Raw genomic sequence first — 13,133 nt, 5'->3', positions numbered from 1 at the left:
GAGCAGGACCGCGCGGTGCAGGGGGAGCGTCGCCGTCACGCCGCCCGGTGCGTGCGAGCTCGCCTCCAACCCGTGCAGCAGGCTCGTCTCCAGCAGCCGGCCAAGCTGCTGGATCAGCTGGTTGCCGCTGGCACGCAGCAGGGTCAGGTGGAACGTCAGGTCGGCGTCCACAAAGGCCTGCTCGGCCGCGGGCAGCTCGGGCGCGTGTTCGGCCATGCCCGCGTAGGCCGCCTCGAGGGCGGCGAGTTGCTCGTCGCTGGCCCGCTCGGCGGCCAGCCGCGCCGCGCCCGGCTCGACCATCAGGCGCAGCTCGAGCAGGTCATCGAGGAAGTCCGGTGCGGCGGCCTGCCCATGCCAGTCGATGACCTCGCGATCCATCAGGTTCCACTGATCGCGGGGCAGCACCCGGGTGCCCAGCCGGGGCCGGGGCTCGACGAGTCCCTTGGCGGCCAGCGCCTTGACCGCCTCGCGTACCCCGCCGCGGCTGACCTTGAGCTCCGCGGCCAGCTCCGCCTCGTTCGGCAGCTGGCTCCCGTGCGACAGCTCCCCGGACACGATGCGCCGGCCGAGCCATTCCACGACCTGACCGTGCATCGTCCGGTGGCGGCCCAGCGGACTCTTTTCTGATCTCACGCGCGAATCATCGAATGATTGATAGATAAAGTCAAACGTCCTAATCTCGGTTGATGAAGATACGCGAGGTCCGTACGCACGTACTCGGCACGCCGTGGCGCAACATCACCATCGTCGAACTGCGCACCGACGAGGGCATCACCGGCCTCGGCGAGGTGCGGATGCTCAACCACACCGACGCGTTGCACGGCTACCTGGCCGAAGCCGTGCCTCGGTACGTACGCGGCTCCGACCCGTTCGACGTGGAGAGCCTGGTGCACCGGATGACGCGCCACGACTACGCGCGTCCCGGCGAGATCGCCATGTCGGCGCTCGCCACGATCGAGATCGCCTGCTGGGACATCCAGGGCAAGGCGCTCGGTCTGCCGGTGTACAAGCTGCTGGGCGGCGCCGTGCGCGACCGGATCAAGGCCTACGCCAACGGCTGGTACCAGGTGGAGCGCACGCCGGAGGACTTCCATGCCGCCGCGCGCGCCGTCGTCGCACGCGGCTACCGCGCGCTCAAGCTCGACCCGTTCGGCGCCGGCATGTTCGAGCTGGACCCCGATGAGACCGCCCGCTCGCTGACACTGGTCGAGGCCGTCCGCGACGCGGTCGGCCCGGACGTCGAGATCCTCGTCGAGATGCACGGCAGGTTCAGCGCGGCCACGGCGATCCGCATCGCCGGGCTGCTGGCGCCCTACCGGCCGGCGTGGCTCGAGGAGCCGGTGCCCCCGGAGAACCTCAAGGCGCTGGCCAAAGTGGCCGCGCACACCGACATCCCGATCGCCACCGGCGAGCGGATGCACACCCGCTTCGACTATCGCGAGCTGTTCGAACTGCAGGCCGCGGACATCATCCAGACCGACATCACCCATTCCGGCGGACTGCTCGAGGCGAAGAAGCTGGCCGGCGCGGCCGAGACCCACTACCTGCTCATGGCCCCGCACAACGTCGGCGGCGCCATCTCCACGGCGGCCAACGTGCACCTGGCCGCGACCACCGTCAACTTCTGCATCCAGGAGTACTTCAACGACTTCGCCGACCCGTTCGTCAACGACTGCGTGCCCGGGCTCGGTGAGGTGGTGGACGGGTACTTCGCACTGCCCGACAAGCCCGGACTCGGCGTCGAGCTGAACCACGAGGCGTTGGCCGAACACCCGCGCGGGTCGGTGGACTTCAACCTGTTCGCCGCGGGCTGGGAGCGCCGGCAGGCACAAAGCTCTTGACTCTATTAACGAATCATCGAATGATTCACACTACTACCGCCGAGATGGATGCGGGGTCAAACGATGAAGTCTGAAACCGGCACCACGTCCCGTAGAACAGCACTGAAGGCGCTGGGCCTGGGTGGTGGCGCCATCGCCGCGAGCCCGCTGCTCGCGGCGTGCGACAGCGTCCAGGAGGGCCAGGACAGCGGCGGGGGTACCGGGGTGTTCCCGGAAACCCCGGAGTGGCGGTTCGTCTTCGTCAACCATGTGACGACGAACTCCTTCTTCGTCCCGACCAGGACCGGCCTCGCCGACGCCGCGAAGCTCGTCGGTCTTCCCGAGCCGCAGTGGACCGGGTCGGAGAACGGCAACGTCGCGCAGATGGCCAGCGCGATGGAGACCGCGGTCAACAGCAAGGCACACGGGATCGCGGTCGCGCTGACCGACGACAACGCGTTCGTCGACCTCACCAAGCGCGCGCTGGGCGCCGGCATCCCGGTGCTCTCCTACAACGCGAACGCCGCCGACAACTTCCCGCTCACCTACGTCGGTCAGGACCTGTACCTGTCCGGGTACAAGATGGGCGAGAAGATCGCGGAGAAGATCACCTCCGGGACCATCCTGGTCGGCATCTCCCAGCCGGGCGGCAACAACGTGCAGCCCCGGCTGGACGGCATCATCGACGCGCTCAAGCAGGTCGCGCCCGGCGTGCGCGTCCAGTCCGTGAACACCGGCGCCGAGCAGGCCGCGGAGCTCAGCGCCATGGAGGCCGCGCACACCGGCCAGCGGGACGCCAAGGGCATCTACGCCGTCGACGCCGGCAGCACGGCCGCCTGCGCGAAGCTGATCGGCGACCGGGGCCTGACCGGCAAGGTCGGCGGCGGTGGGTTCGACCTGCTCGACGATTCGATCGCCGGCGTGGAGTCCGGCGCGCTCGACTTCACCATCGACCAGTCGCCGTACCTGCAGGGTTTCCTGTCCGTGCTGTACCTCTACCTGTTCCGGCTGTCCGGCACGCTGGTCGCCCCGCCGGTCACCGACACCGGGCTCACGTTCGTCACCAAGGAGAACGTCGGCCCGTACGCCTCGGCGCGCAGCAAGTTCGAGGGCGGCGACAACGACGACCTGGTCGAGATGCCCGGCTCGATCCCGCTGCCCCCGCCGTCGGTGTTGACCCGCTGATGCCCGGCAGCCGGCGGTTTCTGCTCGGGTTGATGCGGGTCAAGGAGCTCAGCATCCTGCTCGTCACCATCGCCGCGGCGATCTACTTCTCGGCTGCCAGCGACGCGTTCAACTCGGTCGACAACTACCGGACGATCGCGCAGTACGTCGCGCCGTGGGCGATCATCGCCGCCGGCGAGGTGATGCTGCTGATCTGCGGGGAGATCGACCTGTCCGCCGGGTTCGTGTTCGCCCTCGCCCCGTTCCTGCTCATGCAGTTCTACGTGAACAGCTGGCCGCTCGCGCTCGCCCTGCTCGGCGCGATCGTGGCCAGCATGCTGATCGGGATGGTCAACGGGTTGATCAGGACGGTGCTCGGCATCCCGTCGTTCATCACCACACTCGGGATGGCCTTCCTGCTCTACGGACTGGTGCTGATCATCTCCAACGGCCGGCCGGTCGCGGCACCGAAGGACGCCGCGGTGATGCAGGTGTTCGGCGGGGCGAGGTGGTCGGAGCTGCTCTGGGCGATCGGCGTGATCATCGTCCTGCAGGTGATCCTGTCCGGCACCCGGTTCGGCATCCACACCCAGGCGACCGGTGGGAACCGGGTGGGCGCCGCGGAGTCGGGCATCGCGATCAACCGGATCAAGGTGATCAACTTCGCGGTGCTCGGCACGCTGGCCGGGCTGGCCGGGATCCTGCAGGGCACCCGGGTCGGCTCCTACGACCCGACCAACGGCGGGTTCGACATGATGTTCTTCGGGGTGGCGTCCGCGGTCATCGGCGGCACGGCGCTGCTCGGCGGAACGGGCACGGTGGTCGGCGCGTTCCTCGGCGCGCTGCTGCTGGGCATCGCCTTCGACGGGTTCAACGTGCTCGGGGTGAGCGCGAACGCGTTCAACGTCGTGCTCGGGGCCGCCATTCTGATCGCCATGATCCTCAACGTCTCGCTACTCGTGTTGCGGAAACGGATGGGATCACGGGAGCTGGCATGAACGACGCTCACACGAACGACGCCGACATGAACGACGAGGTCATCCGGGCCGAGGGGATCAGCAAGAGCTTCGGGCCGGTCCGCGCACTCACCGACGTCAACCTGCACGTACGCAGGGGAGAGGTGCTCGGCCTGATCGGGGACAACGGCGCAGGCAAGTCCACCTTGATCAAGATCCTGACCGGCTACCACCAGCCGGACGGCGGCAGCCTGCTGTTCGAGGGCGAGCCGGTGCAGCTGAAGTCGGTCGTGCATGCCCGGTCGCTGGGCATCGAGACGGTCTTCCAGGACCTCGCGATGGTCGACGATCTCCCGGTCTACCTCAACCTGCACCTGAACAGGGAGTTGGTGCACCGGCCGCTGCCGTTCCTGCGCCGCCGGGAGATGCGCCGCCGGGCGCGGGAGGCACTGGACTCGATCGGCATCGACATCCCGTCGGTGACCGCCGAGGTGAGCATGCTCTCCGGCGGTCAGCGACAGGCCATCGCGGTAGCTCGCTCGGTGTTCGCCGACGCGAGGCTGTTGCTGCTGGACGAGCCGCTCGCCGCGATGGGCGCCAAGGAGAGTGCGCTGATCCTGCGGCTGCTGGTCGAGCTACGGCAGCGCGGCGACCTCGCGATCATCCTCATCGCGCACAACTACGGCCAGATCGTGGATGTCTGCGACCGGGTCAACCTGTTGCAGCACGGCGAGATCACCTTCGATCGCCCGGCGAAGGAGACCTCCGTCGCCGAACTGCTCGACCTCGTGCACGCCGAGTACCGGCTGAACGGGTCCGGCGACTCGGCGACGGATCAGACCGCGCGGGACTCCGGGTGACTCGGTTCACGGTATCTGGACGTGGCGACGGTGCTCCATTTCTTAGGAAGCGGTGCACTGGGAGGCTGGTCAATGTCGTTACCCGACCACGAGCTGCGGGCCAGACTGATCTCCGGAGACGAGGCCGCCCTCGCCGAGTTGTACGACAGCTTCGGGCTCACCGTGTACCAGCAGGCGCTGGGGGTGACCAACAACCGGACTGCCGCGCAGGACATCGCCCAGGAGGTCTTCGTCTACATCTGGGCTCATCCGTCGCGGTTCGACCCTGATCGCGGCGAGTTCAAGACCTGGCTTCGCATGATCGCCTACCGGCGTGGGGTGGACTGGGTTCGGCAGGAGGTCGCCCGGCGTCGGCGGGAGATCGCGAACGCCGGCTCCGAAACCGTTCCCGACCCGGCGGATCTGACCGATGCCGCGGCGGGACACGCGTTGATCCGCCGGGCGGTCGACGCCCTGCCGGATCATCAACGCACGGCGATTCGCCTGGCATACTTCGAAGGTCATACCTTCCGGCGCGTCGCGACCATGTTGGGGATTCCCGAAGGTACGGCGAAGTCGCGGCTGCTGGCGGGCCTGGCGGCACTCAGACGGAGACTGGCGGCGGAGGGGATGCCATGACCGACAGGAATCCGCCGCGTGAGTTGCGCTCCGCGATCCTCACCGCCGCGCTGGATGCCCGCCCGGCCGGCTACCCCGACCCCGAGGCGCTGCCGCCGCAGGCTGTGCCCTACGGCCTGGAAGTCCGAAAGTTGGACGTGTTGCTCCGTGAGGCGACCGCCGCGCAGTGGGACACCACAGTGCTCGGTGGGATGACGGCACGACAGCTGGTCGACCACCTCGCCGGGAACGACAGGTCGCTCGCCGGCCTGTTGCCGCTGGATCCGCCGAAGGCCGACGTCCAGGGGGCGTCTCCCGAGCAGAGCTACCGGACCTGGCGGGAACAGGCGTTCGCACTCCTGCGTCACGCGGTGTTCGCTCCGCTCGCCGGCCGGGTCGACTTCGCGGGGCTGTCGATGCCGCTCGGCCACGCGTACCTGAACCGCGCGTTCGAGACGTGGATCCACGCCGACGACATCCGGCTGGCCATCGGGCGGCAGGCGGATCCGCCACGACCCGCGCACCTGCGCAGCCTCGCCGATCTACACATCCGCTCACTGCCGACGGCGCTGCGCCTGTCGGGGCGGGACCATGTCGGCCGCGGCGCGCGCATCAGCCTGACCGGCGCCATGACCCAGGAATGGTTCATCTCCCTGTCCAGCAATACCCCGGCCGACGCGGACCGGCCCGACGTGAGCATCACGGCCGACGCGCTCGAGTTCTGCTACCTGGCGGCGAACAGGCGCACCCCGGAAGCCGTGCCGCTCACCGTGACCGGGGACCGAGAGGTCGCTGCCGATCTCCTGGCCGCGATGACGTTCTTCAGCGACGAGTGAGCTGGCGGCGGGCTGCCGACTCAGCGAGGCTCTTTCGACGGTCGGCGCTGGGGTAGCGGCCGGGTGGCGGGGCCTTCGAGGACGTTGCCGTCGACGTCGAAGCGGGAGCCGTGGCAGGGGCAGTCCCAGCTGACCTCGGCTGGGTTGAAGCGCAGCAGGCAGCCAAGGTGGGTGCAGCGAAGGGAGACGGCGTGCAGGGCGCCGGTCTCGTCGCGGTAGACGCCCGTCTTGCCTCGGTGGTCCTTGACGACCTTGGCCTCGCACACGGGAACGTCGTCGTGGGTGGTGGTGTCCGGCCGGCGGAGCCGGTCTCCGATGAAGTGCGTGGCGACGGTGGCGTTGAGGCGAGCGAGCGTGGGAGTGGCGCGCAGGCTGAGGCGGTGGGGGCTGAACCGGTCGGCCCAGGGACCGGCCTGGCCGGTGATCAGGTTGGCGAGGATGGACGCGGCGAACGCGCTCGTGGACAGGCCCCACTTCTGGAACCCCGTGGCGACGTACAGCCGTCCGGAGCCAGGGCGGTAGGTGCCGATCATGGGGAGGTGGTCGTAGGCGACGGGATCCTGTGCTGACCAGCGGTGCGTGACCTGCTCGACGTCCCAGTGCCGGCGGGCGAAGGTCGCGAGCCGGTCGTAGGGTCGCGCGCCGCCGTCGCCTTGACCGGCGGTGTGACTCTGTCCGGCCAGGATCAGCAGATCCCCGCTCGCACTGGTCGACCAGGCCGGGTCGCCGGCACTGATGGCCATGCCGCCGGGTGGGGTGCCGCTGCGCAGCCGGGCGGCGATGCAGTAAGAGCGGGTGGCCTCCAAGCGGGCGAAGTACAACCCGCGATCCAGGAAGGGAAAGTGGGTGGCGATCACCACGCGGTCCGCGGCGAGGGTGCCGTCCGCGGTCACCACCTGGCACGGGTGGCCTTCGCGCACATCCAGCACCCGAGCGTGTTCGAACACCTGGCAGCCGTCCCCGTCGACCGCGGCCGCCAGACCCGAGGCGTAGCGCAGCGGGTGCAGCATGATCTGGTCGTCCAGGCCGACCGCCCCGTAGGTGGGGAATGGCATGTCCAGCGCGGCCGTGGCATCGAACGTGACCGGCAGCCCGGCCTGGCGCGCCGCCTCCGCCTCTGCCGCCACGACGCCGCGTTCCCGCTCGCTGATCGCGTAGGTGAACGCGGTGGCTCGACGAAGATCGCACCCGACGAGCTCGGCGAGCTCGGCGACGAGGTCGACTCCCGCGGCGCTCGCCTGTGCGTAGTCGGCAGCCGCGGCGGCACCATGCCGCCCGGCGATGCTGGAGTACACAGTGGCCTGCAACGCGGTGACCTTGGCCGTGTTGTTCCCGCTGACGCCGGCACCCACCCGTCCGGCCTCGAGCACCGCCACCCGCATGCCCGCCTGTTTGAGCAGCAGCGCGGTGGTGAGCCCGGCCAAGCCGCCACCGATCACGGCCACATCGCATCGCCCGGTGCCGGAGAGGCCTGGGAAGCCACTGTCCGGCAGGTCCTCCAGCCACAGCGAATGCCGTGCGGTCGTTGTCTCCATGCCGATCACCCCGTTCCGCCGAGCCGGGGAGTACCCGCGAGCGAGCGGCGCACACTTCGCGTCCGCGGGGTTCGGCGACGGTCAGCGGGCTATCCCTGACCGTTCCCGACTGCGAGGAGGAATCGTGACCACGACCGAGCAGCAGGACCTCATCGATGCCATCATCGCCGACCACCGCGAGGTGGAGAGCGTGTTCGCCGAGCTGGAGGTGAGCGGTGACCGGAGATCGCGGCGAGAGCTCGTGGAGCACTTGATCGCCGAGCTGGTCCGGCACTCGGTGGCCGAGGAGCAGTACCTGTACCCGGCGGCGCGCAAGGCTCTGCCGGACGGAGACGAGATCGCCGACCATGAGCTCGAAGAGCACGCCGAGGCCGAGGAGCTGATGAAGGCGCTCGACGGCACCGACGTCACCGATCCGCGGTTCGACGAGCTACGTGAGCTCGGCAAGAAGTTCCAGCAGAGCAAGAAGATCGCGCCGACGAGGCCGCACCCGTCGGCGCCTGATCGCCCGCCGGCCAACAAGACCCTCGGCCCGGGTGTCGGCCTCATCGACCGGATGCGCGACGCGCTCAGCGGCCGCAACACCTGACAGAGCACGAGGTGACGACCAGGTCGCGATGGTGACTAGCGGGACTGCAAGGCGTCCAGTGCCACGGCCTGGGCCAGTACCAGTCGGCGGTCCAGGCTCGGGTCCTGGATGCGGACGAGGTAGTGGTCTCGGAAGCGGGTCTTCTTCTCGAAGATGCCCACGACGGTCGTGTCGCGGAAGAAGTCGAAGTGGTACTTCCATGGGAAGGGGACGTCGCCCGCCCAGGGGATGAAGTCCCAGATCCGGCGGAACAGGGCCATCGGCATGCTGCGTTCGCTGATGGTGAGCGGCGCCTGGCCGGGCTGGTCCAGCTGCCAGGTGGAACGCAGCAGGGACTTGCCGAACTTCTTGCCGAAGACGCCGATCGGCGCGCCCTCCGGGGTGGTCACGTCGTAGGCGCTGGCCAGGTCGATCACCTTGCGGGCCTTGAACGCGGCCAGCACGGACTGCTTGCTCTCATCGGTGTAGAGGGTGACCTGTTCCTTGAACGTCATGCGTTTCTGTTCGACGAAGGCGACCAGCCGCCCGGGCTCGCCCTGGCCGTCGTCGGTGAAGATCTCGTAGCGGTTGATCATCATGGTGATCTTCTGGTGCATGTGGAACTGCTGGTGCGCCTGCAACTCCTGGATGTCCACTCGGCCCTCCGCGATGTCCGCGCCGGATGGGTCCCTGGCGCGTGCCAGTCGGCAGTATGCCCCTCGGATCTCCATCGCGGTGGCACCAGGACCGTGTCTGGCGCAGATCGGCGCATGGCACTCGGGTTCCTCATGATGGACGCATGCGCCTGATCACTCAGAACCTGCTGGGCCACCACGAGGACTGGCCGAGTCGACGGCCGGTGCTCGCCGACGGCGTGCGGAGGTTGCGGCCGGACGTGCTGCTGTTCCAGGAGGCGGTGGTGACCGAGGAGCACGACATGGTCGCGGACCTGCTCGGGGACGACTTCCACGTCTCGCACCACCCGGTGCGGGAGCCCGATGGCTCCGGCATCTCCATCGCGAGCCGGTGGCGGATCGGCGCGGTACGTGAGCTCGATCTGCGCGCCGGCCCCAGAACCGAGGACTTCGCGGCGTCGGCGCTGCTCGCCGATGTGCACTGGCCACACAGCGAGGTGCCGTTGTTGCTCGTCAACCACAAGCCCTCCTACAAGACCGAGCTGGAGTACGAGCGGGAGCAGCAGTGCGTCAAGACCGCGCGCCTGGTCGAGGAGATCGTCGAGCGCACCGGCCAGCACGTCGTGCTCGGCGGCGACTTCGACGCCATGCCCGAGTCGGCGAGCATTCGATTCTGGCGCGGCCTGCAGTCGCTTGACGGCACCAGCGTGGCGTACCGCGACGTCTGGGAGCTCACTCACGGCGCGGAACCGGGCCACACCTTCGCCCCGTCGATCATGCCGCTCATCACGCCGCGCTGGCGAACCGACCTCGACCGGCGGATCGACTACATCATGGTTCGCTGTGAGGACGGCGGCGGTCCGACCGTGCATGCCGTGCGATGCGACCGCACCTTCACGACCCCGGTGGCCGGCGTGTGGGGGAGTGACCACTTCGGCCTGATCGCGGAGCTGCTGGTCGCCGGATGTCGGTGAAGGCGGAAGCGAACGAGCTACCGAGGCGAACAAGAAGGCGTTCGGCGCGCCACCCGAAGAGAGCGGACCGAGTCGGGTCGTGTCCGATGAGGAGCGTGCCGGCGTCGGACCGACCGACACGGCACCTCGGACCCGGACGCGGAGGGAGCCGGCTCGCAATAGCCCCCATTCAGGCGGAAGCCCGATCTCGCCTCCGGCGATCTCGACGCGCACAATCGGTCGGTGCGAACCCACCCCGCCTTCCGTTGCGGTGAGCGTGGACGGCGTCACGGGCGACCCAGGGCACTCGCGGGAGCGTGAGCAGCGAGGGTGCGGTTTGGGGTGTCGACGTGACGTCGCAAACTTGATTTGTTCCAGACAAGCGCTGTAGCGTCACTCATGTGAGGTCCGACTTCGAGGCGCAGCTTCGGGCGGTCTCGTTGCGCGTGACCCGCCCCGGTTGGCCGTGCTCGCCGCGCTGCGCGACCATCCGCACATCGACACCCAAGCGGTGATCGAGCTGGTGCGGGCTGAGCATCCCTCGGTTTCCCACCAGGCGATCTACGACGTGCTGCAGGCGCTCACCGACGCGGGTCTGGTGCGGCGCATCCAGCCCGCAGGCGCGACTGCCCGCTACGAGTCCCGGGTGGGTGACAACCACCACCATGTCGTGTGCCGCTTCTGCGGTGCGATCGCGGACGTCGACTGCGCCGTCGGCCACGCCCCCTGTCTCACCGCCTCGGACGACCACGGTTTCGTGGTCGACGAGGCGGAGGTCGTCTATTGGGGCACCTGCCCCGACTGCACGGCCGAACGCACTGCCCGTTGATCCACCAGTTCGAGAGGAAGTAGATGAGCAACACCCAGGACAACGCCTCCTCAAGCGCGCAGGGCGTGGACGAGAAGTCGGCGGCCGGCTGCCCGGTCGCGCACGACTCGGTGACCGCGCACGGCAGCGAGAGCGAGAACCCGGCGATCGACTCGCCGACCTCGAAGACGGGCGGGCGTCCGCGCACGATCCGGGACTGGTGGCCCAACCAGCTCGACCTCTCCGTGTTGCACGCCCATTCGTCGAAGGGCAACCCGCTGGGGGAGAACTTCAGCTATGCCAAGGAGTTCGCCAAGCTCGACGTCGAGGCCCTCAAACGGGACATCGTCGCGGTACTCACCACCTCGCAGGACTGGTGGCCGGCCGACTTCGGCCACTACGGCGGTCTGATGATTCGAATGAGCTGGCACGCCGCGGGCACCTACCGCATCCACGACGGACGCGGCGGCGCCGGCGACGGCGGTCAGCGGTTCGCCCCGCTCAACAGCTGGCCGGACAACGCCAACCTCGACAAGGCGCGCCGGCTGCTGTGGCCGGTCAAGGAGAAGTACGGGCAGAGGATCTCGTGGGCCGACCTGCTCGTGCTCGCGGGCAACGTCGCCATGGAGTCGATGGGCTTCACGACCTTCGGCTTCGGCTTCGGTCGCGAGGACGTCTGGGAGCCGGAGGAGATCTTCTGGGGCCCGGAGGACGCCTGGGTGGGCGACGAGCGCTACATCGGCGACGCGGAGATGGCGCCCGAGCTCGGCGCGACCGAGATGGGGCTCATCTACGTCAACCCCGAAGGGCCACGCGGCAACGCGGACCCGGCCTCGGCGGCCTACTTCATCCGGGAGACGTTCGCCAGGATGGCGATGAACGACGAGGAGACCGTGGCCCTCATCGCCGGCGGCCACACCTTCGGCAAGACCCACGGCGCCGGCGTCTCCGACGACCACGTGGGCCCGGAGCCCGAGGGCGCCCCGCTGGAGGCGCAGGGCATGGGCTGGCTGAGCACCTACGCCAGCGGCAAGGGCGGTGACGCGATCACCAGTGGGCTCGAGGTGACGTGGACCGACAAGCCGACGCAATGGAGCAACCGCTTCTTCGAGATCCTCTTCGGCTACGAGTGGGAGCTCACCACGAGCCCCGGTGGCGGCAAGCAGTACGTCGCCAAGGACGCCGAGGCGATCATCCCGGACGCGCACGACCCGGCCAAGAGGCACAGGCCGACGATGCTCACGACCGACCTGTCGCTGCGCGTCGACCCGACCTACGAGAAGATCTCCCGCCGCTTCCTGGAGAACCCCGACGAGTTCGCGCTGGCCTACGCCAAGGCCTGGTACAAGCTGCTGCACCGCGACATGGGCCCGGTAAGCCGCTTCCTGGGACCCTGGGTCGCCGAGCCCCAGCTGTGGCAGGATCCGGTGCCGGCCGTCGACCACGAGATCGTGGGTGACGCCGACATCACCGCACTCAAGGCGAAGGTCCTCGAGTCCGGCCTCACGACCGCGCAGCTGGTCTCCACCGCGTGGGCCTCCGCCGCGAGTTTCCGGTACACGGACAAGCGCGGCGGCGCCAACGGCGCCCGGATCCGGCTCGAGCCCCAGCGCGGCTGGGAGGTCAACCAGCCCGAGCAGCTCGCGACGGTCCTGGAGAAGCTCGAGGGCATCCAGCGGGAGTTCAACGACGCCGGGGGCGCGAAGATCTCGCTCGCCGACCTGATCGTGCTGGCCGGCTCGGCCGCCGTCGAGAAGGCGGCGCGCGACGCCGGCTCCGAGGTGACCGTGCCGTTCCACCCGGGTCGCACCGACGCCACCCAGGAGCAGACCGACGTCGAGTCCTTCGGGGTTCTCGAGCCGCGTGCCGACGGGTTCCGCAACCACCTGCGGCCCGGTGAGAAGCTCCAGCCGGAGGTGCTGCTCGTCGACCGCGCCTACATGCTCAACCTGACCGCACCCGAGATGACCGTCCTCGTCGGCGGCCTGCGCTGCATCGGGGCCAACGTCGGCGGCAGTCGGCATGGCGTCCTTACCGACCGGCCCGGCGCGCTCACCAACGACTTCTTCACCAACCTGCTCTCGCCGGGTACCCGGTGGAAGGCGTCGGAGTCCGAGGAGCACGTGTACGAGATCCGGGACCTGGCCACCGACGAGGTGAAGTGGACCGCCACGGTGGTCGACCTCGTCTTCGGCTCCAACTCCCAGCTGCGCGCCCTAGCCGAGGTCTACGCCAGCCAGGACGCGCGCGAGAGGTTCGTGACCGACTTCGTCGCGGCCTGGACCAAGGTCATGGAGCTCGACCGGTTCGACCTCGCCTGACCCGACCGCACCGACGAGCCCGGCCGATCGCTGTTGGATCGGCCGGGCTCGGGCCGGGCGGACGGCTTACCACCGGTTCG

At 69.0% G+C, this 13,133-nt stretch carries 12 protein-coding genes and 1 pseudogene; 10 read left to right on the top strand and 3 right to left on the bottom strand.

Features of this window, described 5'->3' with window-relative positions:
* The coding region (locus tag ACRDSK_RS12490) for a FadR/GntR family transcriptional regulator (RefSeq protein WP_431440574.1) at positions 1–633 on the bottom strand (633 nt) is incomplete at its 3' end.
* Positions 634–686: 53 nt separating this feature from the next.
* Between ACRDSK_RS12490 and ACRDSK_RS12485 the strand changes: the two genes are divergently transcribed.
* From ACRDSK_RS12485 to ACRDSK_RS12460, 6 genes are all read left to right on the top strand, one after another.
* Positions 687–1,841, top strand: a complete 1,155-nt coding sequence (locus ACRDSK_RS12485) for a mandelate racemase/muconate lactonizing enzyme family protein (RefSeq protein WP_431440572.1) — start codon at positions 687–689, stop codon at positions 1,839–1,841.
* Between the two features lie 63 nt (positions 1,842–1,904).
* Entirely contained in the window at positions 1,905–3,005 is a 1,101-nt protein-coding gene (locus tag ACRDSK_RS12480) for a substrate-binding domain-containing protein (protein ID WP_431440571.1), read from the top strand.
* Positions 3,005–3,982 carry an ABC transporter permease gene (locus tag ACRDSK_RS12475; RefSeq protein WP_431440569.1) on the top strand — a complete coding sequence of 326 codons (978 nt, stop codon included), beginning with the start codon at positions 3,005–3,007 and terminating at the stop codon, positions 3,980–3,982. The genes ACRDSK_RS12480 and ACRDSK_RS12475 overlap by 1 nt, the downstream gene beginning before the upstream one ends.
* On the top strand, positions 3,979–4,800 hold the full coding sequence (locus tag ACRDSK_RS12470; protein ID WP_431440567.1) for an ATP-binding cassette domain-containing protein: 822 nt from the start codon (positions 3,979–3,981) through the stop codon (positions 4,798–4,800). Before ACRDSK_RS12475 ends, ACRDSK_RS12470 begins: the two co-directional genes overlap by 4 nt.
* A 21-nt stretch (positions 4,801–4,821) precedes the next feature.
* Entirely contained in the window at positions 4,822–5,418 is a 597-nt protein-coding gene (locus tag ACRDSK_RS12465) for an RNA polymerase sigma factor (protein WP_431440565.1), read from the top strand.
* Positions 5,415–6,233 carry a maleylpyruvate isomerase family mycothiol-dependent enzyme gene (locus ACRDSK_RS12460; protein WP_431440563.1) on the top strand — a complete coding sequence of 273 codons (819 nt, stop codon included), beginning with the start codon at positions 5,415–5,417 and terminating at the stop codon, positions 6,231–6,233. The genes ACRDSK_RS12465 and ACRDSK_RS12460 overlap by 4 nt, the downstream gene beginning before the upstream one ends.
* A 20-nt stretch (positions 6,234–6,253) precedes the next feature.
* On the opposite strand, the gene ACRDSK_RS12455 is transcribed toward ACRDSK_RS12460, so the two are convergent.
* On the bottom strand, positions 6,254–7,768 hold the full coding sequence (locus tag ACRDSK_RS12455; RefSeq protein WP_431440561.1) for an FAD-dependent oxidoreductase: 1,515 nt from the start codon (positions 7,766–7,768) through the stop codon (positions 6,254–6,256).
* Between the two features lie 124 nt (positions 7,769–7,892).
* On the opposite strand from ACRDSK_RS12455, the gene ACRDSK_RS12450 reads away from it, so the two are divergent.
* Positions 7,893–8,357: a hemerythrin domain-containing protein gene (locus ACRDSK_RS12450; RefSeq protein ID WP_431440559.1), complete on the top strand. Its 465-nt coding sequence runs from the start codon at positions 7,893–7,895 to the stop codon at positions 8,355–8,357.
* 35 nt (positions 8,358–8,392) lie between these two features.
* Here ACRDSK_RS12450 and ACRDSK_RS12445 read toward each other — a convergent pair whose 3' ends face one another.
* Positions 8,393–8,992, bottom strand: a complete 600-nt coding sequence (locus tag ACRDSK_RS12445) for a hypothetical protein (protein WP_431440557.1) — start codon at positions 8,990–8,992, stop codon at positions 8,393–8,395.
* Between the two features lie 143 nt (positions 8,993–9,135).
* Here ACRDSK_RS12445 and ACRDSK_RS12440 point away from each other — a divergent pair, with 143 nt between their 5' ends.
* From ACRDSK_RS12440 to katG, 3 genes and pseudogenes are all read left to right on the top strand, one after another.
* Positions 9,136–9,945: an endonuclease/exonuclease/phosphatase family protein gene (locus tag ACRDSK_RS12440; protein WP_431440556.1), complete on the top strand. Its 810-nt coding sequence runs from the start codon at positions 9,136–9,138 to the stop codon at positions 9,943–9,945.
* Between the two features lie 380 nt (positions 9,946–10,325).
* Positions 10,326–10,753, top strand: a pseudogene (locus ACRDSK_RS12435) (Fur family transcriptional regulator).
* A 23-nt stretch (positions 10,754–10,776) separates the two neighbouring features.
* Positions 10,777–13,053 (top strand): catalase/peroxidase HPI, encoded by a 2,277-nt coding sequence (katG, locus tag ACRDSK_RS12430; protein WP_431440554.1) that lies wholly within the window; start codon positions 10,777–10,779, stop codon positions 13,051–13,053.
* Positions 13,054–13,133: the final 80 nt, after the last annotated feature.

It is taken from the genome of Actinophytocola sp., from assembly GCF_050699915.1.
Classification (GTDB): Bacteria; Actinomycetota; Actinomycetes; order Mycobacteriales; family Pseudonocardiaceae; genus Actinophytocola.
Note: the sequence above shows the minus strand (reverse complement) of the source record. Positions and strands in the feature narration are given on the sequence as shown.

What these genes read in the sequence shown, in the direction of transcription:
- ACRDSK_RS12485 (WP_431440572.1), top strand. Translation starts at nt 687, where the DNA reads ATGAAGATACGCGAGGTCCGTACGCACGTACTCGGCACGCCGTGGCGC.
- ACRDSK_RS12480 (WP_431440571.1), top strand. Translation starts at nt 1,905, where the DNA reads ATGAAGTCTGAAACCGGCACCACGTCCCGTAGAACAGCACTGAAGGCG.
- ACRDSK_RS12475 (WP_431440569.1), top strand. Translation starts at nt 3,005, where the DNA reads ATGCCCGGCAGCCGGCGGTTTCTGCTCGGGTTGATGCGGGTCAAGGAG.
- ACRDSK_RS12470 (WP_431440567.1), top strand. Translation starts at nt 3,979, where the DNA reads ATGAACGACGCTCACACGAACGACGCCGACATGAACGACGAGGTCATC.
- ACRDSK_RS12460 (WP_431440563.1), top strand. Translation starts at nt 5,415, where the DNA reads ATGACCGACAGGAATCCGCCGCGTGAGTTGCGCTCCGCGATCCTCACC.
- ACRDSK_RS12455 (WP_431440561.1), bottom strand. Translation starts at nt 7,768, where the DNA reads ATGGAGACAACGACCGCACGGCATTCGCTGTGGCTGGAGGACCTGCCG.
- ACRDSK_RS12440 (WP_431440556.1), top strand. Translation starts at nt 9,136, where the DNA reads ATGCGCCTGATCACTCAGAACCTGCTGGGCCACCACGAGGACTGGCCG.
- katG (WP_431440554.1), top strand. Translation starts at nt 10,777, where the DNA reads ATGAGCAACACCCAGGACAACGCCTCCTCAAGCGCGCAGGGCGTGGAC.